Source organism: Kluyvera sp. 142486 (genome assembly GCF_046569695.1).
Classification (GTDB): Bacteria; Pseudomonadota; Gammaproteobacteria; order Enterobacterales; family Enterobacteriaceae; genus Kluyvera.
In genome coordinates, this window is the sequence record NZ_JBKHUI010000007.1 from 47,533 (window position 1) to 73,919 (window position 26,387).

Consider the following 26,387-nt stretch of genomic DNA (forward strand, 5'->3'; position numbering starts at 1 on the left):
CGTTTACGCCGACCCCGGGTTAGCTCAGAGCCAGTCTTTCACTTTAATGAATTCGCTCAAGGCGGCTTCCGGGCTGCCATCTTCTGGCTGGTAGCCATACTCCCAGCGCACCAGCGGCGGCATCGACATCAGAATCGACTCCGTACGCCCGCCGGTCTGCAATCCGAACAGGGTGCCGCGATCCCACACCAGGTTGAACTCCACGTAGCGGCCGCGGCGGTAGAGCTGGAAATCACGCTCGCGTTCGCCGTACTGTGTTTCCTTACGGCGCTCAACGATCGGCAGATAAGCGTCGGTGAAGCCTTTCCCCACCGCCTGCATAAAGCCAAAGCAGTGGTCAAAGTCTGGCGTATTCAGGTCGTCAAAGAACAGGCCGCCAATGCCGCGCTGCTCGTTGCGGTGTTTGAGATGGAAATAGTCGTCGCACCACTTTTTATAGCGCGGGTAGACATCCTCGCCAAACGGCTGACACAGGTCGCGGGCGACGGTATGCCAGTGCACTGCATCTTCCTGAAAACCGTAGTAGGGCGTTAAATCAAAGCCGCCGCCAAACCACCAAACCGGCTCAGCGCCTGGTTTTTCGGCGATAAAAAAGCGCACGTTGGCGTGGCTTGTTGGCACGTAAGGGTTACGCGGATGCACCACCAGCGACACGCCCATAGCTTCAAAACTGCGCCCGGCAAGCTCCGGGCGATGTGCGGTTGCAGATGCAGGCATCGCGTCCCCGTGGACGTGGGAGAAGTTCACCCCGGCCTGTTCAAAGACGCTGCCGCCGCGCAGCACCCGGCTGCGACCGCCGCCGCCTGCTTCACGCTGCCAGCTATCCTCAATAAAGGAGCTGCCGTCTGCGCGCTCAAGTTGCTGGCAGATATCGTCCTGTAGCTTGAGCAAAAAGGCTTTCACCTGCTGTACGTTGATGGTCATTAACGTCTCTTCGCGTGGGCTTTCTGGTTATCAAACCAGTGGAAATAGCTGATGATGCCGGAGGCGATCGCATTGGCAATTTTCTGCCGGAATGCGGTGGTACCCAGCAGCTTTTCTTCACCTGGGTTGGTGATAAATGAGGTTTCCACCAGCACCGACGGAATGGAAGGCGACTTTAGCACCACAAACGCGGCCTGTTCCGTACTGCGGCTGTGCAGCTTGTGCACCGGCTTAATTTTCTTCAGCACGTGCGAGCCGAGCGTCAGGCTGTTTTTAATGGTGTCGGTCTGGACGAGGTCAAACAGCACCTGCTGGAGCAGATGGTCTTTATCCTTGGCCTTCTTGCCGGCGAGTTCATCGGCGGCGTTTTCTTTGTCCGACAGGTATTTTGCCATGGCGCTACTGGCCCCACGGTTGGAGAGGGCAAACACCGACGCGCCCGCCGCTGAAGGGTTGGTAAAGCCGTCCGCATGAATCGACATGAACAGATCCGCGCCGTGTTGATGGGCAATCTCGACCCTGTCGTACAGCGGAATAAAGGTGTCGCCAGAGCGGGTCAATTTGGCATCGATACCGTTCTTTTGCAAAATAGCGCGGACGTTTTTAGCAATTGCCAGCACCACGTGTTTTTCTTTCGAACCGTTATGCCCAATGGCCCCGGTATCAATACCGCCGTGGCCTGGGTCCAGCATCACTAAGCGTCTGCCCGACGATTTCTTTGCCGGTTTACTGTGACCGTTGCTGGTTTTTAAATTAGTCTCTTTAGCAACTGCCTGGGAGGCGATCCCTGACAGCGTGAGTGCAGCCAATCCGGCTTTTAGCACCTGGCGGCGCGAAGTCAGTATTTTTAAGGGTTTAAAAGTGCTCATTCCGGCCTGAGTTGTAAAAACAAGAATCTATATGTTATATCGTATCGCGATTTCGGTTACGACTGTTCGTGATGAGAATTGTTTTACTTTTCATTTCAATACGTGTCTGTACCGTATTATGCCATTTTTTTCACTGTGCCGCGTCAGATATTGGCTAAATTGCCCGTTCACGCCATAATCACTGTTTTTAAACCTGAAAAGGCGGGTAATACCATGGAGATACGCGTTTTTCGCCAGTCGGACTTTGAAGAGGTCATCACCCTGTGGGAGCGATGCGATCTGCTGCGGCCGTGGAACGACCCGGAGATGGACATCGAGCGCAAGGTAAACCACGACGTCAGCCTGTTCCTGGTCGCCGAAGTGAATGGTGAAGTGGTGGGCACTATTATGGGCGGTTACGATGGCCACCGTGGCTCCGCATACTATCTTGGCGTACACCCGGAATACCGGGGGCGCGGCATCGCCAACGCGCTGCTTAATCGTCTTGAGAAGAAGTTGATTGCCCGTGGCTGCCCGAAGATCCAGATTATGGTGCGCGAAGAAAACGACGTGGTGCTGGGGATGTATGAGCGTTTAGGCTATGAACATGCCGATGCACAAAGTTTAGGTAAGCGCCTGATAGAAGATGAAGAGTACTGAGTTTTCGCCCGCTGATTACGACCCGCAGGGCCGTCTGCGGCTGCCTTTCCTGTTCTGGTGCCTGCTGTTGTTGCAGGCGCGGACGTGGGTGCTGTTCCTGATGGCGGGTGCATCGCGCGACCAGGGCGATGCGCTGCTGAATCTGTTTTATCCCGACCATAGCCTTTTCTGGATAGGCCTGCTTCCCGGCGTTCCGGCGGTATTGGCCTTTTTGCTCAGTGGGCGGCGGCATCTGTATCCGCGCCTATGGCAATGGCTGCGCCCGGTGTTGATCCTCGCCCAACTGATTTTACTGCTCTGGCAGCCCTACCTTTGGCTAAGCGGCGAAACGCTCTCTGGCATAGGCTTAAGCCTGTTTTTACTCGATATTTTTGCCTTATGGTGGCTTATCACCAACCGGCGTTTACGCGCCTGTTTTACGGATGTTGCAGAATAGACGGCACTTTTTGTGTTTACTGGACTCCAATAGGCCTGACTTGAATATATAGGAAGTATCAATGAAATCGCTGCGTTTACTCTTGTGTGCCCTCCCGCTGGCGCTGACCGGTTGCTCTACGCTGTCGTCGGTGAACTGGTCTGCCGCCTATCCGTGGAACTGGTTTGGTTCCTCTGCCGGCGTGACGGAGCAGGGCGTGGGCGGGCTTAGCGGCTCAACGGCGCTGAACGAGCAGGCGATTAGCGACGCGCTCGGCAGCAGCTACCGCCTGCGTAGCGGAATGAAGGCGCACGACGGTAATATCGTTCACTACTTTGAAGCACTGCGCGGCGATACGCTGGCGCTGGTGATTAACGGCGATAGCGGCACCGTCAGCCGTATTGATGTTCTTGATGACAGTATTGAAGCCGCGGATGACGTGAAGGTCGGTACCCCGTTCAACAACGTTTACGATAAAGCCTTCGGTAACTGTCAGGCGGCCACGGGAGACGATAGCAACGTCGTCGAGTGTAAGGCCAAAGACAGCGAGCACATCAGCTATCAGTTCTCGGGCGACTGGCAGGGGCCGCAGGGTCTGATGCCGCCGGACGATACCCTGAAGAACTGGACGCTGAAGAAAATTATCTGGCGGCGCTAAATTTGACGCCAGATAGCCCCGCCGGTGCCAAAAGCGGGTACAATGTGTGAGGTTTTTATATGCCACGATGTCGTGGCATTTTATTTCAGGAGGAGCGATGTCTCAGGTTCAGAGCGGCATTTTGCCGGAACATTGCCGTGCGGCGATTTGGATTGAAGCCAATCTCAAAGGGGACGTAAACGCCCTGCGTGCCGGCAGCAAAATTTTTGCCGAAAAGCTGGCGGTGTTTCAGGATAAATTCCCGGACGCACATTTAGGCGCGGTGGTTGCGTTTGGTCATGACACCTGGCGTGAGCTGAGCGGCGGCGTAGGTGCAGAAGAGCTGAAAGATTTCCCTCCGTACGGTAAAGGACTTGCACCCTCCACGCAGTTTGATGTGCTGATCCACATTCTGTCGCTGCGCCACGACGTGAACTTCTCCGTTGCCCAGGCTGCGCTGGCGGCGTTCGGTGATTCCCTGGACGTGCAGGAAGAAGTGCACGGCTTCCGTTGGGTTGAAGAGCGTGACCTGAGCGGTTTCGTTGATGGCACCGAGAACCCGGCGGGTGAAGAGACGCGCCGCGAAGTGGCGGTGATTAAAGACGGCGTTGACGCAGGTGGCAGCTACGTCTTCGTGCAGCGCTGGGAGCACAACCTCAAGCAGCTTAACCGCATGAGCGTGCCGGATCAGGAAATGATGTTTGGCCGTACCAAAGAAGCCAACGAAGAGATTGACGGCGACGAGCGCCCGGAAACTTCTCACCTGACCCGCGTTGACCTGAAAGAAGACGGCAAAGGGCTGAAAATCGTGCGCCAGAGCCTGCCTTACGGCACCGCGAGCGGCACTCATGGCCTCTATTTCTGCGCCTACTGCGCGCGGTTGCATAACATTGAACAGCAGCTGCTGAGCATGTTTGGCGACACCGACGGTAAGCGTGATGCGATGTTGCGCTTCACCAAACCGGTGACCGGTGGGTATTACTTTGCGCCTTCGCTGGATAAGCTGGTGGCGTTGTAGTTTGGTGTTGCCCCCCTCACCCTAACCCTCTCCCCGCAGGGAGAGGGGATCGCTCGGTGCAGTATGTTTTTCCCCCTCTCCCTTTCAGGGAGAGGGCCGGGGTGAGGGTAATCGCGATACCAATGCCTCCAGAATTTGCGCCAACACCGCCTCCTCATTCCCCATCAACTCATTATTCCAGAACCGTAATACTCGCCACCCTTGCCGCTCAAGCCATGCTGTTCTCCTTGCATCATATCCCGCCCTTTCATCATGCTGCCCACCATCCAGCTCCACTGCCAGGCGAGCAGCACAGCAAGCAAAATCAAGAATATAGGGCCCAACCGGATGCTGACGACGGAACTTAAACTGCGCAAACCGACGATCCCGAAGCTGATACCACAAGCGGCGTTCATGGGGCGTAAGTCCTCGCCTTAACTGACGAGCAAAATCATAGGTATTTTCCATTCAGGCGCTTTGCCTGGATGTTTTCGCTTTGTCAGAATGCTGTTACGATTCTGGAATCTCGCTTCAGAAAGCACCATCCTGGCGCTTATTCTCTTTTCAACTTCCAAATCACCAAACGGTATATAAAACCGTTACTCCTTTCGTCCCCGTTATAAATACACTGATGCTCAGAGAGTCTTCAAACGATAGGGTGCGCAATGGCTATTAAGTTACTGAAAAAAAGATACCTGGCGCTGGCTGCTTCAATGCTGCTGGTGGCACAAGCACAGGCGACGGAGCTGTTAAACAGTTCTTATGACGTCTCCCGTGAGCTGTTTGCCGCCCTGAATACGCCGTTTGAGCAGCAATGGGCTAAGGATAACGCGGGTGACAAGCTGACCATCAAGCAATCTCACGCCGGTTCTTCCAAGCAGGCGCTGGCGATTTTGCAGGGCTTAAAAGCTGACGTTGTAACTTATAACCAGGTGACCGATGTGCAGATCCTGCACGACAAAGGCAACCTGATTCCGGCTGATTGGCAGTCTCGTTTACCGAACAACAGCTCGCCATTCTACTCGACCATGGCTTTCCTGGTGCGTAAGGGCAACCCGAAGCATATCGAGAGCTGGAATGATCTGGTGCGTCCGGACGTGAAGCTGATTTTCCCGAACCCGAAAACCTCCGGCAACGCCCGCTATACCTATCTGGCGGCGTGGGGCGCGGCGGATCAGGCCGACGGTGGCGATAAAGCCAAAACCCAGCAGTTTATGACCCAGTTCCTGAAAAACGTCGAAGTGTTTGATACCGGCGGCCGTGGGGCAACCACCACCTTCGTGGAACGCGGTCTCGGCGATGTGCTGATCACCTTCGAGTCCGAAGTAAACAACATCCGTAAGCAGTATGAAGATCAGGGCTTCGAAGTGGTGGTGCCGAAGGTCAACATTCTGGCGGAGTTCCCGGTTGCGTGGGTCGACAAAAACGTCAAAGCTAACGGTACCGAGAAGGCGGCGAAAGCCTACCTGAACTATCTGTATAGCCCGCAGGCGCAAACCATCATCACCGATTACTACTACCGCGTGAACAATCCGCAGGTGATGGACAAGCTGAAAGACAAATTCCCGCAGACCGAACTGTTCCGTGTGGAAGACAAATTTGGCGCCTGGCCTGAAGTGATGAAAACGCATTTCGCCAGCGGTGGCGAGTTAGACAAGCTGTTAGCGGCGGGGCGTAAGTAATGTTTGCAGTCTCCTCCAGACGCGTGCTGCCGGGCTTTACCCTGAGTCTCGGCACCAGTCTGCTGTTCGTGTGTTTAATTCTGCTGCTGCCGCTGAGCGCGCTGGTGATGCAACTCTCTGAGATGAGCTGGTCGCAGTACTGGGAAGTGATCACCAACCCGCAGGTGGTAGCGGCCTATAAAGTGACGCTGCTGTCGGCGTTTGTGGCCTCGATTTTTAACGGCGTATTTGGCCTGCTGATGGCGTGGATTTTAACCCGCTACCGTTTCCCGGGCCGCACGCTGCTGGATGCCTTGATGGATCTGCCGTTTGCGCTGCCAACGGCGGTGGCTGGCCTGACGCTGGCATCGCTGTTCTCGGTGAACGGTTTCTACGGCGAGTGGCTGGCGAAGTTTGATATTAAGGTGACCTATACCTGGCTTGGCATCGCGGTGGCGATGGCGTTTACCAGTATCCCGTTCGTGGTACGTACCGTACAGCCGGTGCTCGAAGAGTTAGGCCCTGAATATGAAGAAGCGGCGGAAACGCTGGGCGCTACACGCTGGCAGAGCTTCCGTAAAGTGGTGCTGCCGGAGCTTTCCCCGGCGCTGGTGGCGGGCGTGGCGCTGTCGTTCACCCGCAGCCTCGGCGAGTTCGGCGCGGTGATTTTCATCGCTGGCAACATTGCCTGGAAGACGGAAGTGACCTCGCTGATGATCTTTATTCGCCTGCAGGAGTTTGATTATCCGGCGGCGAGCGCGATTGCGTCGGTGATCCTCGCGGCCTCTCTGCTGCTGTTGTTCTCCATCAATACCTTGCAAAGTCGCTTTGGTCGACGTGTGGTAGGTCACTAATGGCGGAAGTTACTCAATTGAAACGCTATGACGCCCCCCGCATCAACTGGGGTAAATGGGTGCTGATTGGCATCGGGATGCTGGTTTCGGCCTTTATCCTGCTGGTGCCGATGATCTATATCTTCGTCCAGGCCTTCAGCAAAGGGCTGATGCCGGTGCTGCACAACCTGGCCGACCCGGACATGCTGCACGCCATCTGGCTGACGGTGATGATTGCCCTGATTACCGTGCCGGTGAACCTGGTGTTCGGCGTGCTGCTGGCCTGGCTGGTAACGCGCTTTAACTTCCCGGGCCGTCAGCTGCTGCTGACGCTGCTGGATATCCCGTTTGCCGTCTCGCCGGTGGTGGCGGGTCTGGTTTATCTGCTGTTTTACGGTTCCAACGGCCCGCTTGGCGGCTGGCTGGAAGCGCATAACCTGCAGATTATGTTTGCCTGGCCGGGCATGGTGCTGGTCACCATCTTCGTCACCTGCCCGTTCGTGGTTCGCGAACTGGTGCCGGTGATGCTGAGCCAGGGCAGTCAGGAGGACGAAGCGGCGGTGCTGCTTGGCGCTTCCGGCTGGCAGATGTTTAAACGCGTCACGTTGCCGAACATTCGCTGGGCGCTGCTGTACGGCGTAGTGCTGACCAACGCCCGTGCGATTGGTGAGTTTGGCGCCGTGTCGGTGGTCTCCGGCTCGATTCGCGGCGAGACCCTGTCGTTACCGTTACAGATTGAACTGCTGGAGCAGGACTACAACACCGTCGGTTCCTTTACCGCCGCCGCGTTGCTGACCCTGATGGCTATTTTGACCTTGTTCTTAAAGAGTGCGTTGCAGTGGCGTTTGCATAATCAAGAAAAACGCGCGCAACAGGAGGGAAATCATGAGCATTGAGATTGCCAATATTAAGAAGTCTTTTGGTCGCACCCAGGTGCTGAATGATATCTCTCTGGATATCCCTTCCGGCCAGATGGTCGCGCTGCTGGGGCCATCCGGCTCCGGGAAAACCACGCTGCTGCGTATTATCGCCGGGCTGGAGCACCAGACTAGCGGGCATATTCGTTTCCACGGCACCGATGTGAGTCGTCTGCACGCCCGTGACCGTAAGGTGGGGTTTGTCTTCCAGCACTACGCGCTGTTCCGCCATATGACGGTGTTCGACAACATCGCCTTTGGCCTGACCGTGCTGCCGCGTCGCGAGCGTCCAAACGCCGCGACCATTAAAGCCAAAGTGACCAAACTGCTGGAGATGGTGCAGCTTGCCCATCTGGCAGACCGCTACCCGGCACAGCTGTCCGGCGGGCAGAAGCAGCGCGTGGCGCTGGCTCGTGCGCTGGCGGTGGAGCCGCAGATTTTACTGCTCGACGAACCGTTCGGCGCGCTGGATGCGCAGGTGCGTAAAGAGCTGCGTCGCTGGCTGCGTCAGCTGCACGAAGAGCTGAAATTCACCAGCGTCTTCGTTACCCACGATCAGGAAGAGGCGATGGAAGTCGCCAACCGCGTAGTGGTGATGAGCCAGGGTAATATTGAACAGGCCGATGAGCCGGATCAGGTATGGCGCGAACCAGCCACCCGTTTCGTACTGGAATTTATGGGCGAAGTGAACCGCCTGCAGGGCACCATTCGCGGCGGGCAGTTCCACGTTGGCGCGCACCGCTGGCCGCTGGGTTATACGCCGTCCTATCAGGGGCCGGTGGATCTGTTCCTGCGCCCGTGGGAAGTGGACGTCAGCCGTCGTACCAGCCTTGATTCTCCGCTGCCGGTTCAGGTGCTGGAAGCCAGCCCGAAAGGTCACTACACCCAATTAGTTGTCCAGCCTTTGGGGTGGTATCAGGAGCCATTAACGGTGGTGATGCGCGGTGACGATGCGCCGCTGCGTGGCGATCGCCTGTTTGTCGGCCTGCAGAATGCGCGCCTGTACCACGGCGACCAGCGCATTGAGTCCCATGAGACGCTTGCTCTGGCAGAAACGGCCTGATAGCTTAATCGCACGTGGTTTTGCCGGGTGGCGCTACGCTTACCCGGCCTACAAGACAATATTGACAGGCCCGGTAAGCGAAACGCAGCCGGGCTTTTTATTGGACGGCAGAAGTGAATACATTAGAACAAACGATCGGCAACACGCCGCTGGTCAAATTACAACGTCTGGGGCCGGATAACGGTAGCGAAATCTGGATCAAGCTGGAAGGCAATAACCCGGCGGGCTCGGTCAAAGACCGCGCGGCGCTGTCGATGATTGTCGAAGCGGAAAAACGTGGCGAAATTAAGCCGGGCGACGTGCTGATTGAAGCCACTAGCGGCAATACCGGTATTGCGCTGGCGATGATTGCGGCGCTCAAGGGCTACCAGATGAAGCTGTTGATGCCCGACAACATGAGTCAGGAACGTCGTGCGGCGATGCGCGCCTACGGTGCCGAACTGATTCTGGTCACCAAAGAGCAGGGGATGGAAGGGGCGCGCGATTTAGCGCTTGAAATGGCCCAGCGCGGCGAGGGCAAACTGCTCGATCAGTTCAACAACCCGGATAACCCCTACGCGCACTACACCACCACCGGCCCGGAAATCTGGCAGCAGACGGCGGGGCGCATTACCCATTTCGTCTCCAGCATGGGTACCACCGGCACCATTACCGGCGTGTCGCGCTTTTTACGCGGGCAGGACAAAGCGGTGACCATTGTCGGCCTGCAGCCGGAAGAGGGCAGCAGTATTCCGGGGATTCGCCGTTGGCCGGCGGAGTATATGCCGGGGATTTTTAACGCCGCGCTTGTCGATCAGGTGCTGGATATTCACCAGAACGCCGCGGAAAACACCATGCGTGCGCTGGCGGTGAAAGAGGGTGTGTTCTGCGGCGTGAGTTCCGGCGGTGCGGTGGCAGGCGCCATTCGCGTGGCCGAACAAAACCCTGGCGCGGTAGTGGTAGCGATCATCTGCGATCGCGGCGATCGCTACCTCTCAACCGGCGTGTTTGGCGAAGAGCACTTCAGCCAGGGCGCGGGGATTTAAACCTCGGGATTATCCAGCAGGTCTGTACCGTAGGAGTTATCTACGGTACAAAGCCAGCGGCCCGCGCGCTTTTGAAAAACGTAGGTGGCGCGGCGCGTGACCTGCGTTGAACCGCCCTCCGACAACGGAATATCCAGCCGGGTTTCCATAATCACCAGCGCGTTATCGCCGCCTTCAATAATCTCCATTCGACCCTGCGTCACCACCAATCGGTGCTGAAAGTAGTCGGCAATGGCAATAAAGGCTTTGCGGATATTCTCTTTGCCGCTGACTACCATGCCCGGCTTAACCACCAGGGTGGCGTTGTCGGCGTAGTATTCCATCAACGTGGCGTAGTCTTCCTGCGAGATAGCGCGGTCGCAGGCTTCGATAACGGTTTTAAGGGATGATAATGGCATGAGGTCTCCTTAGCTGGGGGCTTCCCCGGCGGCGCTGCGCTTGGCCGGGCTACAGAGGAAAACGCATAGCCCGGACGAGGCAAAGCCGACTCCGGGGAACTACTGGGTCAGCTTATCAAGGAATTCCCATAACTTCTGGTTCATTTCGCGATAATCGTGCGCGCGCATCTCCTCCATCGAACGGATAAACGGTTTGCCTTTGGCCTCCGCCAGCTCCTGTTCAGAGTGCTGAATTAGCCCTTCAACCGCATCGGCGGTGAACTCCATATGACACTGGAAGCCGTAAACCTTATCGCAATACTGAACGATTTGGCGCGGGCAGCCTGCGCTCTCGGCCAGAATCACCGTCTCTGCGGTCAGGCCCGGCATATCGTTATGCCAGTGGCCTACGGTCAGCGGCGAGCCGAAATGGCTGAACAGCGGATGTTCAAGCCCTGCCGCGGTGAGCGTAATCGGGTAGTGACCAATCTCTTTATCCGGGCTCTGCTGCACTTCTGCGCCAAGCGCTTCACCAATCAGCTGCGAACCAAGACAGATCCCCACCACAATGCGCCCGGCATCAATCGCCTGGCGAATCAGTCGCTGTTCGGCTTTCGAGTCAAAATAAGGGCACTCGGCAAGCGTGGTGCGCGGCGACTGCGGGCCGCCAAAGACCACCAGCATATCAAAACCGTCGGCGCTCTCCGGCACCGCTTCCCCGGCGTAAACGTGGGTCTCGCTCACCTCGTGGCCGCGTGTAGCAGCCCAGGGCAGGTAGGCACCCGCAGATTCAAATGATTCGTGGATAACAAAATGGACTCGCACGGATGTTCTCCTGTTAGTGACTCAGCGCCTGACTGATGTCAGCGGCTAGCCGATTGATGTCGTTGTCGTTGAGTGTTGAAAGCGTAATGCGCAGGCCCTGCGCCGGGTTCTGTACGCCAAAAGCGTCGCCCTCGCGTACCAGCCAGCCGGATTTGGCGAGGGCAAAGGCCGTTTCATGGCTGGAATCAGTGAGCGGCAGCCAGAAGTTCAGGCCGTCGCCGGGGGCAATATCGGTTATCCCTTGTGCCTGAAGCGCCTCGGCCATTTTCTGTTGCTGCCTGGCGTAAAACTGGCGGGTCTGCTCAAGGGATTGCTGGAAGTCCGGGTCGCTTAAGCAGGCGTAGACCAGATCCTGCAACAGGTGGCTGACCCATTGGCTACCGGCGTTAAGGCGCAGTCTCAGCTTCGCCGAGGTGGTTTTATCACTGGCGACGAAGGCCAGACGCAGGTCCGGGCCCAACGTTTTGGACATCGAACGCACCACTGCCCAGTGCTGCGTTTGCGGCGCAATTACCGGGTGCCATGGGGCTTCGGCGAGCAGAGCAAAGTGGTCGTCGATAATCACCAGCGTTTGCGGGTAGCGGCTCAATACCTGCTGTAAAGCGGCGGCGCGGGCGGCGCTAAGGCTACACCCGGTGGGGTTATGGGCGCGTGGCGTCAGAATCACCGCGCGAGCGCCTTTGCTCAGTGCCAGTTCCAGCTTTTCCGGCAGCATACCTTCCCGGTCGATGCTAACCGGACTGGCGGTAAAGCCGCTGTAGCGCAGCATGCTGATGCTGCTCAAAAAGCAGGGGTCTTCAACGGCAACGCTATCGCCGGGCAGCAGGTGGGCGCTCAGGAGGCGCTCAATGGCATCAATTGCCCCGCTGGTGAGGTCAATTTGTCCTGCCGAGGGCATGGTGTCCTGCATCCACTTCGCCGCCCAGTCAGCCAGCGCTGGCGACACCGGCAGATCGCCATACAGGCGCGGCGTACTGCTGATGTGGGAGAGATGTTTGGCCAGGTTTGGCAGTCGTGCCGTGGCGGGATTGCCGCTGGAGATATCGGTAAGCGGCGTATGCGGGTTACCGCCTTCCAGCGCCGCCGGAGCGGCGGTCTCTTTAATCACGGTGCCGTTACGACCCAGGCTCAGCGCCAGCCCGGAGGTGACCAGCCGCTTATAGGCGGACGCCACCGTATTGCGGTTAACGCCAAGCTGGGCGGCCAGTTCACGTACCGGCGGCAGAGTTTCACCCTTCGCTAAGGTTCCGCTGGTGATATGCTGACGAATACTGTCAAAGATTTCGTTGGCGCTTTTTCCGTCGATCATTATTGACCTATGACAAAATGAATTTTAGCATATGACGATAATAGTGAGGCGTTAGTCCGCTGTCCAGAGTCAGAGGAGAAGTAGATGGGGCAGGATAGTGAAATACAGTCGGTGCTCTTCAACGATACGCACCGGGCATTACAGACGGACATCGTGGCCGTTCAGTCGCTGGTGGTTTACGGCAGCGTAGGCAACAGTATTGCGGTACCGGCGATAAAATCCCACGGCCTGCGGGTGACCGCCGTGCCGACGGTGCTGTTCAGCAACACGCCGCATTACGAGACGTTCTACGGTGGTGTTATTCCCGGTGAATGGTTCGGCGGCTACCTGAAGGCGCTGAACGAGCGTGATGCGCTGCGTGAGTTGAAAGCAGTCACCACCGGCTATATGGGCAGCGCAGAGCAGATTGCGCTGCTGGCTGAGTGGCTGAAAACGGTACAGGTGTCGCATCCGGATATCTGCATTCTGGTAGACCCAGTCATTGGTGATGTCGACAGCGGTATCTACGTGAAGGCCGAAATCCCAGAGGCCTACCGCACCCATCTGCTGCCGCTGGCCCAGGGGCTGACGCCGAATGTGTTCGAGCTGGAAATGCTTAGCGGCAAGCCGTGCCGTACGTTTGATGAGGCGATTCTGGCGGCGAAATCATTGCTCAGCGACACGCTGAAGTGGGTGGTGATCACCAGCGCGCCGGGGCAGACGGATAACAATATTACCGTCGCCGTGGTGACGCCGGAATCGGTGGAGGTGATTGAGCATCCGCGTCTGGAAACGGACCTGAAAGGGACGGGGGATCTGTTCTGCGCTGAGCTCATTAGCGGCATTGTGCAGCAACAGCCGCTGGCTGCAGCGGCGCATGCGGCGGCAGAAAGGGTGCTGGCAGTGATGAGTTGGACGCAGCAATGCGGTTGTGATGAATTAATACTGCCACCGGCAGGGGAGGTGCGATGAAGTGTTATCGTCTGGTTATTCGGCATAATGGCCGTCTGGTAGGGCACTTTGATACCAGCGGACAGGATGCGCTTGAGGATGCCTGCGTCGCTCGGGCGATGTTTGGCGTGACCGGCGGCTATCAGTGTGAACTGCTGGTGTCCGATTCTGAACGTCGGATGCTGGAAAGCGGGCCGGAAGGGATGAAAATTCTGATGCGCGAGCCGTGCTTCCGCCCGGTGACATCTCAGCTGTAACCCCGGCCTATAGGCAAAAAAAATGGCGCCAATCGGCGCCATTTTTATATGCGGTTAAGCATTATTTTTTAATGCGGATTACCGGGGTTTCGCCCACGGTCACGCTACCGGACAGTTTGATCAGTTCTTTGATCTCGTCCATGTTGGAGATAACAACCGGAGTCAGGGTAGACTTGGCTTTTTCTTCCAGCAGAGCCAGATCGAACTCAATCACGGTATCGCCAACTTTAACGCGCTGGCCTTCTTCCGCGATACGAGTGAAACCTTCGCCTTTCAGTTCAACGGTATCGATACCGAAGTGAACGAACAGCTCGATGCCGCTATCGGATTCGATAGAGAAAGCGTGGTTGGTTTCAAAGATTTTACCGATGGTGCCGTCAACCGGCGCAACCATTTTGTTGCCGGTCGGTTTGATAGCAATGCCATCACCAACGATTTTCTCAGCAAACACTACGTCCGGCACGTCTTCGATGTTGACGATTTCGCCAGAGAGCGGTGCAATGATCTCAATGGTTCCGGTGTCTTTTTTATCATCAGAAACCAGAGATTTCAGTTTATCGAACAAACCCATGATCTTCTCCTAAGCAGTAATTTGGGCCGCATCTCGTGGATTAGCAGATTGTTTTTTCTTCAATGAACTTGTTCACCAACGCCAGCAGCTCGTCTGTGGTTGGTTGAGCAAGCGCCTGCTCTGCTAAAACCTTTGCATCTTCGAAGTTCGTGTTACGGATAATCTTCTTAATGCGTGGGATAGAAATGGCGCTCATAGAGAATTCGTCCAGACCCATACCCAGCAACAGAAGTGTAGCACGTTCGTCGCCTGCAAGCTCACCACACATGCCAGTCCATTTGCCTTCAGCATGAGAAGCATCAATAACTTGCTTGATCAAAGTGAGGACAGACGGTGACATTGGCTGGTAAAGATGTGAAATCATATCATTACCACGGTCAACTGCCAGAGTATACTGCGTTAAATCATTGGTACCGATACTAAAGAAATCAACTTCTTTGGCTAAATGACGAGCGATAGTCGCAGCGGCAGGGGTTTCCACCATCACGCCAATCTCAATCGTTTCGTCAAACGCTTTACCTTCGTCGCGCAGTTCCTGTTTGTAGATTTCGATCTCTTTCTTCAGTGCACGCACTTCTTCAACAGAGATGATCATCGGGAACATGATGCGCAGTTTGCCGAAAGCAGAGGCACGCAGGATAGCGCGAACCTGGTCACGCAGGATCTCTTTACGATCCATTGCGATACGCACGGCACGCCAGCCCAGGAACGGGTTTTCTTCTTTCGGGAAGTTCATGTACGGCAGCTCTTTGTCGCCACCGATGTCCATGGTACGGACGATAACCGCCTGAGAGCCACATGCTTCAGCCACGGCTTTATACGCTGCAAACTGTTCTTCTTCAGTTGGCAGTGCGTCGCGGTCCATGAACAGGAATTCGGTGCGGTACAGACCAACACCTTCAGCGCCGTTACGCTCAGCACCGTCGATATCACGCACGGTACCGATGTTGGCACAAACTTCAACCTGGTGGCCATCAAGGGTGATTGCCGGCAGGTCTTTCAGTTTAGCCAGTTCGGCTTTCTCAGAAGCAACCTGCTCTTGTACCGCACGCAGTTCTTCAATTTTTTCGTTAGTTGGGTTGACGTAAACCAGGTTGTTTACGGCATCCAGAATCAGATAGTCGCCATTCTTCACCTGAGAGGTCACGCTACCGGTGCCCACGATCGCTGGCAGCTCAAGGGAGCGCGCCATGATGGAGGTGTGGGAGGTACGGCCACCAGCATCAGTGATAAAGCCCAGCACCTTGTCCAGGTTCAGCTGTGCGGTTTCAGACGGCGTCAGGTCTGCGGCAACCAGGATAACTTCATCCTGAATAGCGCTCAGGTCAATAATGGCCAGACCCAGGATGTTGCGCAGCAGGCGCTTACCGATGTCACGTACGTCAGCCGCACGTTCTTTCAGGTACTCATCATCCAGTTCTTCCAGGGCAGTTGCCTGACCTTCGATAACTTCATGCGCAGCTGCGTCAGCCGTCATGTGCTTATCTTTAATCAGGGCTATGATTTCCTGCTCCAGCTCCTCATCTTCGAGCAGCATGATATGCCCTTCGAAGATGGCTTCTTTTTCTTCACCGAAAGTTTCGCCAGCTTTGGTCTTGATAGCTTCCAGCTGGGCTGACGCTTTAGAACGACCGCTCAGAAAACGTTCAATTTCCTGCTCTACTTTATCGGCAGAAATTTTCTTCCGGTCGATGATAATCTCATCTTCTTTCAGCAGCAGTGCGTTGCCGAAAGCGATACCCGGGGATGCTAAAATGCCTGAAATCATAACCCTACCTTACTTGTGACTGATATTTAAAAGAACTCGTTGAACTTACTCGAGTTCAGCCATCAGTTTAACCAGATGCTCAACTGCTTTCTGCTCGTCTTCACCTTCTGCAGACAGGGTAACAACGGTGCCCTGGGTCAGACCCAGAGTTTGCAGTTTGAACAGGCTTTTTGCGCTAGCGCTTTTGCCGTTGGAGGTCACAGTGATCTCGGAAGTGAAGCCTTTCGCTTCTTTAACAAACTGAGCAGCAGGGCGGGTATGCAGACCGTTCGGAGCGGTAATGGTAACTTCTTGCTGGAACATTATATTTCCCCAACTTATAGGTTTAGTGTTGTGGAACTAAAGTCTAGCCTGGTGGATAGACTTTAGCCTGTATTACAAATCAAGCGACGCCCACAAAATCAGCACTACCATCGGCGACAAACCATCCGACGCAGACGCTTCTGGCCTTTGACGTTTCGCTTATCATTAAACATTATGCCGTGAAAGCAGGATTTGAACCAAATCATAAAATCGATTCAGCTTATGGAAAACCTGTTAAGAATAATTTCGCGGCTCAAAATAAATATGAGAGGTTAAATACCAGACCTAGGAAGGTGAATCAATGCCAGGGGGGGTAAAAGTTTGATGCATGCCACAAAAAAGCACCCACTTGGGTGCTTTTTTACACGATTTTAACCAACTGGCATTACTGTTGCAGTTCTTTCTCGGTGAAGAGATCTGCGAACAGCGCCGTGCTTAAATAACGCTCACCCGAAGATGGTAGGATAACCACAATATTCTTATTGGTAAAGGTTTCATCTTCCTGGAGTTTCAACGCAGCGGCAACCGCGGCACCGGAAGAGATACCTGCCAGAATGCCTTCCTCTTCCATCAGGCGACGCGCCGTGGAGATAGCTTCTTCGTTGGTGATGGCGACGACTTTATCGATCAGTTTCAGATCGAGGTTACCTGGGATGAAACCTGCGCCGATCCCCTGGATCTTATGCGGGCCTGGCTTCAGCTCTTCACCCGCCAGCGCCTGAGCGATAACCGGGGAGTCGGTTGGCTCAACGGCGACCGAGATCAGATCCGTTTTGCCTTTGGTATTTTTGATGTAGCGCGTTACGCCGGTCAGCGTACCACCGGTGCCCACGCCTGCAATGAATACGTCAACCTGGCCGTCGGTATCTTCCCAGATTTCCGGACCGGTGGTTTTTTCGTGAATTTCCGGGTTAGCAGGGTTGCTGAACTGCTGCAGCAGCAGGAATTTTTCCGGGTTGCTGGCAACAATCTCTTCGGCTTTCTGAATTGCACCTTTCATGCCTTTCGCGCCTTCGGTCAGCACCAGGTTGGCGCCCAGCGCTTTCAGCAGCTTACGGCGTTCAACGCTCATGGTTTCCGGCATGGTCAGCGTCAGCTTATAACCACGGGCGGCAGCAACATAGGCCAGAGCGATACCGGTGTTACCGCTGGTTGGCTCAACCAGTTCGATGCCAGGCTTCAGCACACCGCGTTTTTCGGCATCCCAAATCATATTGGCACCGATACGGCATTTGACGCTGAAGCTTGGGTTACGTGACTCAACCTTCGCCAGAATGCGTCCGTTACCGATGCGGTTCAGTCGTACCAGTGGTGTATGACCGATAGTCAGGGAGTTATCTTCAAAAATCTTACTCATGGCCTATCCTTAACTGTATGAAATTTGGGGTACTGGTTCAGCATACCTGCTTAAAGATTCTGCGGAAGTAAGGATTTCGCATATCTATATACTGAAGGGAAATAATGGCAAGCGGGATGGAATAAGGCAGGGCATAAGCCCCGCCTGGGGAGGAGATTACTTCCACATGGCGTGTTTGTCGCGATAGCAGTCAACCCACATCGCCGTCGCGCCGCAGATAGCGACCGGAATAATCACCAGATTCAGCACCGGAATCAGGGTGAACAGGCTTACCAGTGAACCAAACTGCATATTGGTAACCTTGCGGGTACGCAAAGCCTGGCGCATGGTTTTAAACGGCACTTTATGGTTGTCGAACGGGTAATCGCAGTACTGGATAGCCAGCATCCACGCGCTGAACAGGAACCACAGCACCGGCGCGACCGTCTGGCCAATGCCCGGAATAAAGTACAGCAGGAGCAGCACAATCGCGCGTGGCAGATACCACGCCAGCTTCTGCCATTCACGCTTCATGATGCGCGGCAGATCTTTCATGATGCCAATCACCCCTGTATCCGGCGGGGTTGCGCCGGTCAGGCGCGCTTCTAACTGTTCCGCCAGCAGGCCATTGAACGGCGCGGCAATCCAGTTGGCGATGGTCGAGAAGAAGTAGCCAAACACCAGCAGAATCGAAATCACTACCACCGGCCATAGCAGATAGCTCAGCCACTGCAGCCAGTCTGGGATACGGTTCATTAAGGATGGGATCCAGCTTTCCAGCTTGCTGAACAGCCACCAGAAGGCGCCGCCCATCAGGATGATATTGACCAACAGCGGTAAGATGACGAATCGGCGGATGCCCGGCAAGCCGATCAGTTTCCAGCCCTGAGAGAAATAGTAGACGCCGCTACGTGCGGCAGGGGTGGACGATGAAACCATGGTCAGGTGAAGCTCCTTTTACGGACTACATTGAAAAGACGACTATATATTATCGGGTTGTTGGACAATGACCAGTTAGGAAATGTTCGAAAAACCAGCAAAAAATACGATTTTACTCATCTTTATGCGGTGAATGTCATGTGCACACTTGCACTTGACGTGATGGGCAAATACTCTTAGTGAGTAAATGTTTGCCGTGGTGGCAAGGTGTTAGAACAACAGAGAATATAATGATGCAGGATTTGCGTCTGATATTAATCATTGTTGGCGCGATCGCCATACTTGCTTTACTGGTTCATGGTTTCTGGACGAGCCGTAAAGAGCGTTCATCGATGTTCCGCGATCGACCAATAAAGCGAATGAAGTCTCGTGATGCCGACGATGAGTCGGAAGACGATGCTGATGACAATGTTGAAGGCGTGGGTGAAGTTCGGGTCCACAAGGTCAATCACGCCCCTGGGGCAGCTGGGGAGCATGAAGCCCCTCGTCACGCGCCTCAACACCAGTACCAGCCGCCCTATGAGCGTCAGGCGCCTCAGACTGCGCGTGCGCCAGAGCCGGTACAGCAACCGCATGTGCAACAGCCTTATCAGCCAGCACAGCCCGCGTCGGTACCGCCGCCGCAGCCTGTTCAGCAGCCTCCGCGTCCGCCGGTTGTCGAACCTCAGCCGGTGGTTCAACCACCGCAGCACGTTGCCGAGCAGCCCGTTGCACCTCAGGCTCCGCAGCCGGTAGCAGCGCCAGTCGCTCAGCCGGTGCAGCCAGAACCGGTTGCCGCACAGCCAGCGCCTGAACCTGCTCAGCCTGAGAAAAAAGAGCGTAAAGAGACGGTTATCGTCATGAACGTCTCCGCGCATCAGGGCACGCAGATTAACGGCGAACTGCTATTGAACAGCATTCAGCAGGCCGGGTTTAAATTTGGCGACATGAATATTTTCCATCGCCATCTGAGCCCGGACGGCAGTGGACCTGCGTTGTTTAGCCTGGCCAATATGCTCAAGCCTGGCACTTTTGACCCGGATACGATGGGCGAGATGGAAACCACTGGCGTGACCATCTTCATGCAGGTGCCGTCCTACGGCGACGAACTGCAAAACTTCAAGCTGATGCTGCAGTCGGCGCAGTACATTGCCGATGAAGTGGGTGGTGTCGTGTTGGACGACCAGCGTCGTATGATGACCCCGCAAAAACTGCGTGAGTATCAGGACCGCATCCGCGAAGTTAAAGACGCCAACGCCTGACAGGCTCGCGCGTTTCCATTCCTTCCTGAACCCCCGCCTGTCGGGGGTTTTTTATCATTGATGGTGTGATATGCAACCTATAGAACAACAACTGAATGAACTGCGAGCGACGCTTCGCCATCATGAATATCTGTATCATGTTTTAGATGCCCCGGAACTGCCGGACGCGGAGTATGATCGTCTGATGCGCGAGTTGCGCGAACTGGAAGCGCAGCACCCGGAGCTGATTACCTCCGACTCCCCCACACAGCGTGTCGGCGCCGAGCCGCTGGCGGCGTTCAGCCAGATTCGCCATGAAGTGCCGATGCTGTCGCTGGACAACGTCTTTGACGAAGAGAGCTTCCTTGCCTTTAACAAGCGCGTCCAGGACCGTCTCAAGAGCACGGATAAATTGACCTGGTGCTGTGAGCTAAAGCTGGACGGCCTGGCGGTCAGCATCCTCTATGAAAACGGTGTGTTCGTCAGTGCGGCAACGCGCGGTGACGGCACCACCGGCGAGGACATTACCTCTAACGTACGCACTATTCGCGCCATTCCGCTGAAGCTTCGCGGTGACAATATTCCAGCTCGTCTGGAAGTTCGTGGCGAAGTGTTTATGCCGCAGGCCGGGTTTGAAAAAATCAACGACGAGGCCCGTCGCACCGGCAACAAAGTGTTCGCTAACCCACGTAACGCCGCCGCAGGCTCGCTGCGTCAGCTTGATCCGCGGATTACCGCGAAGCGACCACTCACTTTCTTCTGCTACGGCGTGGGCGTGCTGGAGGGCGGCGAGCTGCCGGATACCCATCTGGGGCGTTTACTGCAGTTTAAAGAGTGGGGGCTGCCGGTGAGCGACCGGGTCGCGCTCTGTGACTCTCCGGAGGAAGTGCTCGCTTACTATCATAAGGTTGAAACCGACCGTCCGACGCTCGGTTTTGATATCGACGGCGTGGTGATCAAGGTGAACTCGCTGGCGTTGCAGGAAGAGTTAGGCTTCGTGGCACGCGCGCCGCGCTGGGCGGTGGCGTTCAAGTTCCCGGCGCAGGAGCAGATGACCTTCGTGCGCGACGTGGAGTTCCAGGTTGGGCGTACCGGGGCAATTACGCCGGTAGCACGTCTTGAGCCGGTGCAGGTAGCCGGCGTGCTGGTCAGCAACGCGACGCTGCATAACGCCGATGAAATCGAACGTCTTGGCCTGCGTATTGGAGACAAAGTGGTGATTCGCCGCGCGGGCGATGTGATTCCGCAGGTGGTCAACGTGGTGCTCTCTGAGCGCCCGGACGGCACTCAGGAAATCGTCTTCCCAACCCATTGCCCGGTATGTAACTCTGACGTGGAGCGCGTGGAAGGTGAAGCCGTAGCCCGCTGTACCGGTGGCCTTATCTGCGGTGCACAGCGCAAAGAGGCGCTCAAGCACTTTGTCTCCCGCCGTGCGCTCGACGTAGACGGCATGGGCGACAAAATTATCGATCAACTGGTTGAGAAAGAGTATGTCCACACTCCCGCCGACCTTTTCACCCTGACCGCAGGCAAGCTGACCGGGCTTGACCGTATGGGGCCAAAATCGGCGCTAAACGTCGTCAGCGCGCTGGAAAAAGCCAAGCAGACCACCTTCGCTCGCTTCCTCTACGCGTTAGGAATTCGTGAAGTGGGTGAAGCGACGGCCGCCGGTCTGGCAGCCTATTTCGGTACCCTCGAGGCGCTGGAAGCGGCTTCCATTGAAGAGTTGCAAAAGGTACCGGACGTTGGTGTGGTGGTGGCGAATCACGTGTTCAACTTCTTTGCTGAAGAGAGCAACCGTAATGTGATTCAGCAACTGTTGAAAGAGGGCGTAAACTGGCCTGCGCCGGTGGTGATCAACGCCGAAGAGATAGATAGCCCATTTGCAGGTAAAACCGTGGTGCTGACCGGCAGCCTGAGCCAGATGTCCCGTGACGATGCCAAAGCGCGTCTGGTTGAGCTGGGCGCGAAAGTTGCCGGTAGCGTGTCGAAGAAGACCGATCTGGTGATTGCTGGCGAAGCGGCGGGTTCGAAGTTGGCGAAGGCGCAGGAGCTTGGCATTGCGGTGATCGACGAAGCCGAAATGCTGCGTCTGTTAGGAGTCTAAGGTGGATAAAGCGCAGCTGATTGAGATTGCCAATACCGAAATGCCGTTCGGTAAGTACAAAGGGCGGCGTCTCATTGACGTGCCGGAAGAGTATCTGCTGTGGTTTGCCCGAAAGGATCAGTTTCCTGCCGGGCATCTTGGCGAGCTGATGCAGTTGACGCTACTCATCAAAACAGAAGGGCTGAGCCAGCTGGTTCAGCCCCTGAAACGCTAGCTGCCTACGCGGGCCTGCTCTTTGGCCTGCAGTTTTTCGGCCTGCGCTTTGTAGCGACGGGCCAGTACTGCACAGGTCATCAGCTGAATCTGGTGGAAGATCATCAGCGGCAGCACCATCATCCCCAACACTGAGGTTGGGAAGAGAATATTGGCCATCGGGATACCGTTGGCCAGACTCTTTTTCGACCCGCAGAAGACAATCGTAATCTCATCCGCCTTATTGAAGCCAAGACGACGAGCGACCACGGTGTTAATCAGGATCACCAGCGCCAGCAGCACGATGCTCACCACTACGATAAACAGCAGTGACCCCACGCCAACCTTATGCCAGATACCGTTAACCACTGCTTCGCTGAAGGCGGAGTAGACCACCAGTAGAATCGAGGTCTGGTCGGTTTTGGCGATCCATTTTTTGTGTTTGGTCACAAAGGCCGCGGTCCACGGACGGGACAGATGCCCCAACACAAACGGCAGCAGCAGCTGCAGCATGATTTTGCCCACCTGCTCAAGGCTACCGCCCGCGCCGTGGACGTTCATCACCAGACCGACCAGCAACGGTGACAGGAAGATCCCCAGCAGGCTGGATGCTGATGCAGAACAAACTGCGGCCGCAACGTTACCGCCTGCCAGCGAAGTGAAAGCGATGGCCGACTGCACGGTGGCCGGCAGAATGCACAGATACAGGAAGCCGGCATAAAGCTGTGGGTCGACGTTAATCGGCGCCCACCAGGCAAACAGCACGCCCAGTACCGGGAAGACCACGAAGGTGCTGCACATTACCCATAGATGCAGCCGCCAGTGGCTGCCACCGGCAATAATCGATTCCCGCGACAGCTTCGCGCCGTGCATAAAGAACAGCAGCGCGATGGCGGCGGTGGTCAGATTTTCAAAAAAGGGAACGAAGTCGCCGCGCGCCGGGAAGAAGGTGGCGAGCAGGACAACCGCAATAAGCGTCAGCGTAAACGGATCTAAAATGCGGAAAAGTTTCATAAAGACTCCTGAAGATCGATGCATACATTTTGCTTTTTTATTTTTGAGAAATAAAATTGATTTATTGCATCCATTCATGAATAAAACAGATGAATTACTCGCTGCGACAGTTGAAGGTGTTTGTAACGGTGGCCCAGGCGAAGAGTTTTAGTCGGGCAGGGGAGATAATCGGCCTGAGCCAGTCGGCGGTTAGCCATAGCGTAAAGGAGTTGGAGAGCCAGACCGGCGTCCGACTGCTCGACCGCACTACGCGTGAAGTCGTACTGACGGAAGCGGGGCAGCAGCTTGCAGCTCGACTGGAACGACTGCTGGACGAGCTACAGGGCACGCTACGGGAAGCGGGGCGCACCGGGCAGCAGCTAAGCGGCACGGTCAGGGTGGCGGCCAGCCAGACGATTTCAGCGCATCTTATCCCGCAGTGTATCGCCCAAAGCAACCGCCGCTATCCGGATATTCGCTTTGTGCTGCACGACCGGCCGCAGCAGTGGGTGCTGGAGAGTATTCGTCAGGGGGATGTCGATTTCGGTATTGTTATCGATCCCGGCGTAGTGGGGGATTTGCAGTGCGAAACGGTGCTCTCCGAGCCGTTCTTCTTACTGTGCCGTAGCGATCACCCGTTTGCCGTTATGCCGGAGGTCGACTGGCAGGCGCTACAAGGGGCGAAGCTGGTGCTGCAGGACTACGCTTCCGGCAGCCGGATGTTGATCGATGCGGCGCTCCAGTTGCATCAAATTGAGGCGAATATTGTGCAGGAGATCGGTCACCCCGCAACGCTGTTCCCTATGGTAACGGCGGGCATTGGCATTAGTATTATTCCGGCGCTAGCGTTACCGTTGCCGGAGGGGAGTCCGCTGGCGGTGAAGCGGATGTCGCCGGGCGTAGAGCGCCAGCTGATGCTGGCGAGACGGAAAAATCGTTCGCTCTCCACCGCGGCTCAGGCGTTGTGGGACGTGGTCCGGGAACAAAGCCACCAGCTCATGGATGAACGGCTACAGGACCCGCTGTATCAGACGTAAATATCGATCTGGTGATCGTCGCTGGGCTTGTTCACGCCGGTGATGGCGGCAGAAGAGGCTTCCTGTTTTTCCTGCGCTTTTTCTGCCTGCTGATGCTGGAGTTGCGCCAGCTGCGCTTCCAGCATGGCGATCTGCTCCTGAATCATCTCGGCCTGCTTTTGCTTTTCTTCTGCGCTGCCGCTGCCGTCCGCAATCTCTTTAAGCTGCTGGGTCAGCTTAACGATCTGCTGGGTGATACGTGCCATTTGTGATGCCGCATCATTACCGCTCGGCGCGGCAGTGCTGGTGGTGGTTTTTAGAGAAGCGATAGAGGGTGCGCTGATGGTGGTCATGGTGAACGCCTTATTCTGAGAAATATAAGGAGTATCGGCCTGACTGCGGGAAGCTTGAGTGTCACTTCCCGTGCGTGGCTATCAGAAATTGAATTTTACTGAGTAGATGATGGCGTCCTGATACCAGCTTTCACCCAATTTATCATCCGCATAGCGATACTGGATCCCGGTGGTTAAATGCGGCGTCGCGTTCCACCAGACGGCAAGCGCGCCGTTTATCCCTTCCTTACCGCCGTTGCCGGCACCATAGCTGGGAGCCCTATCAAATTCATACTCGTTCCAGTTAGTGACGGTAAATTTCTCATGGCCAAGCATAAAACTGTATCCGGCAACCCAGCCGGCTACGTAGCCATTATCGCCGGTATAGTAGGTTTGATCGGTATAGCGTTTGGCGATAAATGGCTTAAACCAATAACCGTCGCCGGTAAAATTATAGCCAAGACCGTAAAGGAACATGTCATCGTGAAAGTTGACGCGGTTCGGCGAACCATAGGTCCCGTAGGCATGGAGATAGAGATTTAACCCTGTATCACTTAAATAAATACGATTGGTATTTTTAAACGTATAGCGCTGCTCACTGCCGGGTTTATCATGGCGGCCATTATAAAAGTTTTCCCAATCGAAAAAACCGTACATTTCACCCCAGCTAAAATTAGCACCGCCCTCCAGTTCGAGGTAGCCAAAGTCATCTTTGTGCGACTTCTGACTCGACTTTTCTGTCGTTCGGTTGGACCAGTCAAGATAATGAATACCAATATCAGCGAATCCACTTTTGAACTTGGCATGTGATGTGAAGGAGAGGACAAGTAGAGAGATAAAAATAAGAGGCAGACGTTTATTATTGTGCATGGTTAATTTCCGTGTTCTTCAGAGGTAAATAACAGCGTATTTTTATTTCTGTTTGTGCCGATTTACCATTATCTTTTTTCTTTAGGATTAATAGACAGAAGGAATAAGTGAGGATTGAGATCTATTAGCTATTGATAGTAAGAATAAATAGTATTTGTTTGAATTGGATAAGGATCATTATAAAAAGAGGAACACACATTGTTTGTTCACTGCTTAAGGATAGTTATGATTTATTCTCACAACTCAAATAACCCGCAATACTGCGTTGATATTATTCATGGTTACAAACCGGGGTTTACCCCTCGCGTTGCTTTTATTCTAGGCTCAGGGTTGGGGACATTGGCGGAGCAAATTGAAGATGCGGTGGTTATCTCCTATGAAAAACTGCCTGGTTTTCCGGTCAGCACCGTACATGGCCATGCCGGCGAGCTGGTTCTTGGCACGCTCGCGGGGGTTCCCGTCGCCTGTATGAAGGGGCGTGGCCATTTCTATGAAGGCCACGGGATGCGCATTATGACCGATGCTATTCGCACTTTTCAGCGCCTGGGCTGCGAGCTGCTATTTTGCACTAATGCGGCGGGTTCTCTGCGCCCTGAAGTTGGCGCAGGCGAGCTGGTGGTGCTGAAAGATCATATCAATACCATGCCGGGCACGCCGATGGTCGGGCCCAACGATGAGCACTTTGGTGAGCGTTTTTTCTCGCTGTCTAACGCCTATGATGCGGATCTTCGTGCTGTGCTGCAGGTTGTTGCTCTGGAGGAGGGGTTCCTGCTGAGTGAGGGGGTGTTCGTCTCTTATCCAGGGCCGAATTTCGAAACCGCCGCTGAAATTCGCATGATGCAAATTATCGGTGGCGACGTTGTGGGGATGTCCGTGGTGCCGGAGGTGATTACCGCACGTCATTGCGGGCTGAAGGTGGTGGCAGTTTCCGCCATCACCAATATGGCGGAGGGGCTGAGCGATGTAAAGCTATCTCATGCGCAGACGCTGGCTGCAGCCGAACTGTCCCGACAAAACTTTATCAATCTTATCTGCGGTTTTTTACGCAAGCTGGTCTGATAA

General features: G+C 55.3%; 30 protein-coding genes. 16 read left to right on the forward strand and 14 right to left on the reverse strand.

Annotated features, from left to right (window positions below; translation table 11 throughout):
• Positions 1-24 precede the first annotated feature (24 nt).
• Both hemF and amiA read right to left on the reverse strand, forming a co-directional pair.
• Positions 25-924 carry an oxygen-dependent coproporphyrinogen oxidase gene (hemF, locus tag ACLGE8_RS09640; RefSeq protein WP_410998170.1) on the reverse strand — a complete coding sequence of 300 codons (900 nt, stop codon included), beginning with the start codon at positions 922-924 and terminating at the stop codon, positions 25-27.
• A complete protein-coding gene (amiA, locus tag ACLGE8_RS09645; protein ID WP_395593919.1) occupies positions 924-1,793 on the reverse strand; it encodes an N-acetylmuramoyl-L-alanine amidase AmiA in 870 nt (289 codons plus the stop codon). Before amiA ends, hemF begins: the two co-directional genes overlap by 1 nt.
• A 213-nt stretch (positions 1,794-2,006) precedes the next feature.
• On the opposite strand from amiA, the gene ACLGE8_RS09650 reads away from it, so the two are divergent.
• From ACLGE8_RS09650 to ACLGE8_RS09665, 4 genes are all read left to right on the forward strand, one after another.
• Positions 2,007-2,432 (forward strand): GNAT family acetyltransferase, encoded by a 426-nt coding sequence (locus tag ACLGE8_RS09650; RefSeq protein ID WP_035891508.1) that lies wholly within the window; start codon positions 2,007-2,009, stop codon positions 2,430-2,432.
• A complete protein-coding gene (locus ACLGE8_RS09655; protein WP_410998172.1) occupies positions 2,419-2,868 on the forward strand; it encodes a DUF2919 domain-containing protein in 450 nt (149 codons plus the stop codon). Before ACLGE8_RS09650 ends, ACLGE8_RS09655 begins: the two co-directional genes overlap by 14 nt.
• A gap of 61 nt (positions 2,869-2,929) precedes the next feature.
• The gene (locus ACLGE8_RS09660; protein ID WP_410998174.1) at positions 2,930-3,505 is read left to right on the forward strand and encodes an RpoE-regulated lipoprotein; all 576 of its coding nucleotides are present in this window, start codon (positions 2,930-2,932) and stop codon (positions 3,503-3,505) included.
• Positions 3,506-3,602: 97 nt separating this feature from the next.
• A complete protein-coding gene (locus tag ACLGE8_RS09665; RefSeq protein ID WP_410998176.1) occupies positions 3,603-4,502 on the forward strand; it encodes a Dyp-type peroxidase in 900 nt (299 codons plus the stop codon).
• Between the two features lie 84 nt (positions 4,503-4,586).
• On the opposite strand, the gene ACLGE8_RS09670 is transcribed toward ACLGE8_RS09665, so the two are convergent.
• On the reverse strand, positions 4,587-4,949 hold the full coding sequence (locus tag ACLGE8_RS09670; protein WP_410998178.1) for an endonuclease domain-containing protein: 363 nt from the start codon (positions 4,947-4,949) through the stop codon (positions 4,587-4,589).
• Positions 4,950-5,146: 197 nt separating this feature from the next.
• On the opposite strand from ACLGE8_RS09670, the gene ACLGE8_RS09675 reads away from it, so the two are divergent.
• From ACLGE8_RS09675 to cysM, 5 genes are all read left to right on the forward strand, one after another.
• Complete coding sequence (locus ACLGE8_RS09675; RefSeq protein WP_395593924.1) at positions 5,147-6,163, forward strand: sulfate ABC transporter substrate-binding protein; 1,017 nt, start codon at positions 5,147-5,149, stop codon at positions 6,161-6,163.
• Positions 6,163-6,996, forward strand: coding sequence for a sulfate/thiosulfate ABC transporter permease CysT (gene cysT / locus ACLGE8_RS09680; protein ID WP_410998180.1), 834 nt, complete (start codon positions 6,163-6,165; stop codon positions 6,994-6,996). The genes ACLGE8_RS09675 and cysT overlap by 1 nt, the downstream gene beginning before the upstream one ends.
• Entirely contained in the window at positions 6,996-7,871 is an 876-nt protein-coding gene (gene cysW / locus ACLGE8_RS09685) for a sulfate/thiosulfate ABC transporter permease CysW (protein ID WP_410998182.1), read from the forward strand. The genes cysT and cysW overlap by 1 nt, the downstream gene beginning before the upstream one ends.
• Positions 7,861-8,955: a sulfate/thiosulfate ABC transporter ATP-binding protein CysA gene (gene cysA / locus ACLGE8_RS09690; protein ID WP_185669906.1), complete on the forward strand. Its 1,095-nt coding sequence runs from the start codon at positions 7,861-7,863 to the stop codon at positions 8,953-8,955. The genes cysW and cysA overlap by 11 nt, the downstream gene beginning before the upstream one ends.
• A 113-nt stretch (positions 8,956-9,068) precedes the next feature.
• Positions 9,069-9,980, forward strand: a complete 912-nt coding sequence (cysM, locus tag ACLGE8_RS09695) for a cysteine synthase CysM (RefSeq protein ID WP_410998184.1) — start codon at positions 9,069-9,071, stop codon at positions 9,978-9,980.
• On the opposite strand, the gene ACLGE8_RS09700 is transcribed toward cysM, so the two are convergent.
• The 3 genes from ACLGE8_RS09700 to ptsJ all read right to left on the reverse strand — a co-directional run bounded on the left by ACLGE8_RS09700 (position 9,977) and on the right by ptsJ (position 12,491).
• On the reverse strand, positions 9,977-10,378 hold the full coding sequence (locus tag ACLGE8_RS09700; RefSeq protein ID WP_410998186.1) for a YybH family protein: 402 nt from the start codon (positions 10,376-10,378) through the stop codon (positions 9,977-9,979). The two genes, cysM and ACLGE8_RS09700, sit on opposite strands and share 4 nt — an antisense overlap.
• Before the next feature lie 99 nt (positions 10,379-10,477).
• On the reverse strand, positions 10,478-11,182 hold the full coding sequence (locus tag ACLGE8_RS09705; protein WP_410998188.1) for a type 1 glutamine amidotransferase: 705 nt from the start codon (positions 11,180-11,182) through the stop codon (positions 10,478-10,480).
• A 13-nt stretch (positions 11,183-11,195) separates the two neighbouring features.
• Positions 11,196-12,491 carry a transcriptional regulator PtsJ gene (gene ptsJ / locus ACLGE8_RS09710; RefSeq protein ID WP_410998190.1) on the reverse strand — a complete coding sequence of 432 codons (1,296 nt, stop codon included), beginning with the start codon at positions 12,489-12,491 and terminating at the stop codon, positions 11,196-11,198.
• 84 nt (positions 12,492-12,575) lie between these two features.
• Between ptsJ and pdxK the strand changes: the two genes are divergently transcribed.
• Entirely contained in the window at positions 12,576-13,442 is an 867-nt protein-coding gene (gene pdxK / locus ACLGE8_RS09715) for a pyridoxine/pyridoxal/pyridoxamine kinase (protein ID WP_410998192.1), read from the forward strand.
• Entirely contained in the window at positions 13,439-13,678 is a 240-nt protein-coding gene (locus ACLGE8_RS09720) for a cytoplasmic protein (RefSeq protein ID WP_333496761.1), read from the forward strand. Before pdxK ends, ACLGE8_RS09720 begins: the two co-directional genes overlap by 4 nt.
• 61 nt (positions 13,679-13,739) lie before the next feature.
• Here ACLGE8_RS09720 and crr read toward each other — a convergent pair whose 3' ends face one another.
• From crr to cysZ, 5 genes are all read right to left on the reverse strand, one after another.
• Positions 13,740-14,249 (reverse strand): PTS glucose transporter subunit IIA, encoded by a 510-nt coding sequence (gene crr / locus ACLGE8_RS09725; protein WP_185669912.1) that lies wholly within the window; start codon positions 14,247-14,249, stop codon positions 13,740-13,742.
• A 40-nt stretch (positions 14,250-14,289) separates the two neighbouring features.
• Positions 14,290-16,017 (reverse strand): phosphoenolpyruvate-protein phosphotransferase PtsI, encoded by a 1,728-nt coding sequence (gene ptsI / locus ACLGE8_RS09730; protein WP_410998195.1) that lies wholly within the window; start codon positions 16,015-16,017, stop codon positions 14,290-14,292.
• A 45-nt stretch (positions 16,018-16,062) separates the two neighbouring features.
• A complete protein-coding gene (ptsH, locus tag ACLGE8_RS09735; RefSeq protein WP_002913505.1) occupies positions 16,063-16,320 on the reverse strand; it encodes a phosphocarrier protein Hpr in 258 nt (85 codons plus the stop codon).
• A gap of 385 nt (positions 16,321-16,705) precedes the next feature.
• Positions 16,706-17,677 carry a cysteine synthase A gene (gene cysK / locus ACLGE8_RS09740; RefSeq protein ID WP_035896911.1) on the reverse strand — a complete coding sequence of 324 codons (972 nt, stop codon included), beginning with the start codon at positions 17,675-17,677 and terminating at the stop codon, positions 16,706-16,708.
• A gap of 156 nt (positions 17,678-17,833) precedes the next feature.
• Positions 17,834-18,595, reverse strand: coding sequence for a sulfate transporter CysZ (gene cysZ, locus ACLGE8_RS09745; protein WP_410998201.1), 762 nt, complete (start codon positions 18,593-18,595; stop codon positions 17,834-17,836).
• Between the two features lie 230 nt (positions 18,596-18,825).
• Between cysZ and zipA the strand changes: the two genes are divergently transcribed.
• From zipA to ACLGE8_RS09760, 3 genes are all read left to right on the forward strand, one after another.
• Positions 18,826-19,836, forward strand: a complete 1,011-nt coding sequence (gene zipA / locus ACLGE8_RS09750) for a cell division protein ZipA (RefSeq protein ID WP_410998203.1) — start codon at positions 18,826-18,828, stop codon at positions 19,834-19,836.
• A gap of 70 nt (positions 19,837-19,906) precedes the next feature.
• Positions 19,907-21,922, forward strand: coding sequence for an NAD-dependent DNA ligase LigA (gene ligA / locus ACLGE8_RS09755; protein ID WP_410998205.1), 2,016 nt, complete (start codon positions 19,907-19,909; stop codon positions 21,920-21,922).
• 1 nt (position 21,923) lies between these two features.
• Positions 21,924-22,136 (forward strand): DUF3820 family protein, encoded by a 213-nt coding sequence (locus ACLGE8_RS09760; RefSeq protein WP_035896906.1) that lies wholly within the window; start codon positions 21,924-21,926, stop codon positions 22,134-22,136.
• Here the strand turns inward: ACLGE8_RS09760 and ACLGE8_RS09765 are convergent.
• Positions 22,133-23,128, reverse strand: coding sequence for a bile acid:sodium symporter family protein (locus tag ACLGE8_RS09765; RefSeq protein WP_052282372.1), 996 nt, complete (start codon positions 23,126-23,128; stop codon positions 22,133-22,135). The genes ACLGE8_RS09760 and ACLGE8_RS09765 overlap by 4 nt on opposite strands.
• 89 nt (positions 23,129-23,217) lie before the next feature.
• Here ACLGE8_RS09765 and ACLGE8_RS09770 point away from each other — a divergent pair, with 89 nt between their 5' ends.
• Positions 23,218-24,144, forward strand: a complete 927-nt coding sequence (locus ACLGE8_RS09770) for a LysR substrate-binding domain-containing protein (protein ID WP_410998207.1) — start codon at positions 23,218-23,220, stop codon at positions 24,142-24,144.
• Here ACLGE8_RS09770 and ACLGE8_RS09775 read toward each other — a convergent pair.
• Both ACLGE8_RS09775 and ACLGE8_RS09780 read right to left on the reverse strand, forming a co-directional pair.
• Positions 24,135-24,476, reverse strand: a complete 342-nt coding sequence (locus tag ACLGE8_RS09775) for a FlxA-like family protein (protein WP_410998208.1) — start codon at positions 24,474-24,476, stop codon at positions 24,135-24,137. The two genes, ACLGE8_RS09770 and ACLGE8_RS09775, sit on opposite strands and share 10 nt — an antisense overlap.
• Positions 24,477-24,557: 81 nt before the next feature.
• Positions 24,558-25,325 carry an outer membrane protein OmpK gene (locus ACLGE8_RS09780; protein ID WP_410998209.1) on the reverse strand — a complete coding sequence of 256 codons (768 nt, stop codon included), beginning with the start codon at positions 25,323-25,325 and terminating at the stop codon, positions 24,558-24,560.
• 225 nt (positions 25,326-25,550) lie between these two features.
• Here ACLGE8_RS09780 and xapA point away from each other — a divergent pair, with 225 nt between their 5' ends.
• Positions 25,551-26,384: a xanthosine phosphorylase gene (gene xapA, locus ACLGE8_RS09785; RefSeq protein WP_410998210.1), complete on the forward strand. Its 834-nt coding sequence runs from the start codon at positions 25,551-25,553 to the stop codon at positions 26,382-26,384.
• Positions 26,385-26,387: the final 3 nt, after the last annotated feature.

Coding starts and splice junctions, on each gene's coding strand:
- hemF (WP_410998170.1), bottom strand. CDS start 924: ATGACCATCAACGTACAGCAGGTGAAAGCCTTTTTGCTCAAGCTACAG.
- cysT (WP_410998180.1), top strand. CDS start 6,163: ATGTTTGCAGTCTCCTCCAGACGCGTGCTGCCGGGCTTTACCCTGAGT.
- ptsI (WP_410998195.1), bottom strand. CDS start 16,017: ATGATTTCAGGCATTTTAGCATCCCCGGGTATCGCTTTCGGCAACGCA.
- ACLGE8_RS09765 (WP_052282372.1), bottom strand. CDS start 23,128: ATGAAACTTTTCCGCATTTTAGATCCGTTTACGCTGACGCTTATTGCG.
- zipA (WP_410998203.1), top strand. CDS start 18,826: ATGATGCAGGATTTGCGTCTGATATTAATCATTGTTGGCGCGATCGCC.
- ACLGE8_RS09665 (WP_410998176.1), top strand. CDS start 3,603: ATGTCTCAGGTTCAGAGCGGCATTTTGCCGGAACATTGCCGTGCGGCG.
- ACLGE8_RS09660 (WP_410998174.1), top strand. CDS start 2,930: ATGAAATCGCTGCGTTTACTCTTGTGTGCCCTCCCGCTGGCGCTGACC.
- pdxK (WP_410998192.1), top strand. CDS start 12,576: ATGGGGCAGGATAGTGAAATACAGTCGGTGCTCTTCAACGATACGCAC.
- amiA (WP_395593919.1), bottom strand. CDS start 1,793: ATGAGCACTTTTAAACCCTTAAAAATACTGACTTCGCGCCGCCAGGTG.
- ACLGE8_RS09675 (WP_395593924.1), top strand. CDS start 5,147: ATGGCTATTAAGTTACTGAAAAAAAGATACCTGGCGCTGGCTGCTTCA.
- cysZ (WP_410998201.1), bottom strand. CDS start 18,595: ATGGTTTCATCGTCCACCCCTGCCGCACGTAGCGGCGTCTACTATTTC.
- ACLGE8_RS09780 (WP_410998209.1), bottom strand. CDS start 25,325: ATGCACAATAATAAACGTCTGCCTCTTATTTTTATCTCTCTACTTGTC.
- ACLGE8_RS09770 (WP_410998207.1), top strand. CDS start 23,218: ATGAATTACTCGCTGCGACAGTTGAAGGTGTTTGTAACGGTGGCCCAG.
- cysW (WP_410998182.1), top strand. CDS start 6,996: ATGGCGGAAGTTACTCAATTGAAACGCTATGACGCCCCCCGCATCAAC.
- ACLGE8_RS09655 (WP_410998172.1), top strand. CDS start 2,419: ATGAAGAGTACTGAGTTTTCGCCCGCTGATTACGACCCGCAGGGCCGT.
- cysA (WP_185669906.1), top strand. CDS start 7,861: ATGAGCATTGAGATTGCCAATATTAAGAAGTCTTTTGGTCGCACCCAG.
- ACLGE8_RS09650 (WP_035891508.1), top strand. CDS start 2,007: ATGGAGATACGCGTTTTTCGCCAGTCGGACTTTGAAGAGGTCATCACC.
- ptsJ (WP_410998190.1), bottom strand. CDS start 12,491: ATGATCGACGGAAAAAGCGCCAACGAAATCTTTGACAGTATTCGTCAG.
- ptsH (WP_002913505.1), bottom strand. CDS start 16,320: ATGTTCCAGCAAGAAGTTACCATTACCGCTCCGAACGGTCTGCATACC.
- crr (WP_185669912.1), bottom strand. CDS start 14,249: ATGGGTTTGTTCGATAAACTGAAATCTCTGGTTTCTGATGATAAAAAA.
- ACLGE8_RS09720 (WP_333496761.1), top strand. CDS start 13,439: ATGAAGTGTTATCGTCTGGTTATTCGGCATAATGGCCGTCTGGTAGGG.
- cysK (WP_035896911.1), bottom strand. CDS start 17,677: ATGAGTAAGATTTTTGAAGATAACTCCCTGACTATCGGTCATACACCA.
- ACLGE8_RS09670 (WP_410998178.1), bottom strand. CDS start 4,949: ATGGAAAATACCTATGATTTTGCTCGTCAGTTAAGGCGAGGACTTACG.
- ACLGE8_RS09700 (WP_410998186.1), bottom strand. CDS start 10,378: ATGCCATTATCATCCCTTAAAACCGTTATCGAAGCCTGCGACCGCGCT.
- ACLGE8_RS09775 (WP_410998208.1), bottom strand. CDS start 24,476: ATGACCACCATCAGCGCACCCTCTATCGCTTCTCTAAAAACCACCACC.
- xapA (WP_410998210.1), top strand. CDS start 25,551: ATGATTTATTCTCACAACTCAAATAACCCGCAATACTGCGTTGATATT.
- ligA (WP_410998205.1), top strand. CDS start 19,907: ATGCAACCTATAGAACAACAACTGAATGAACTGCGAGCGACGCTTCGC.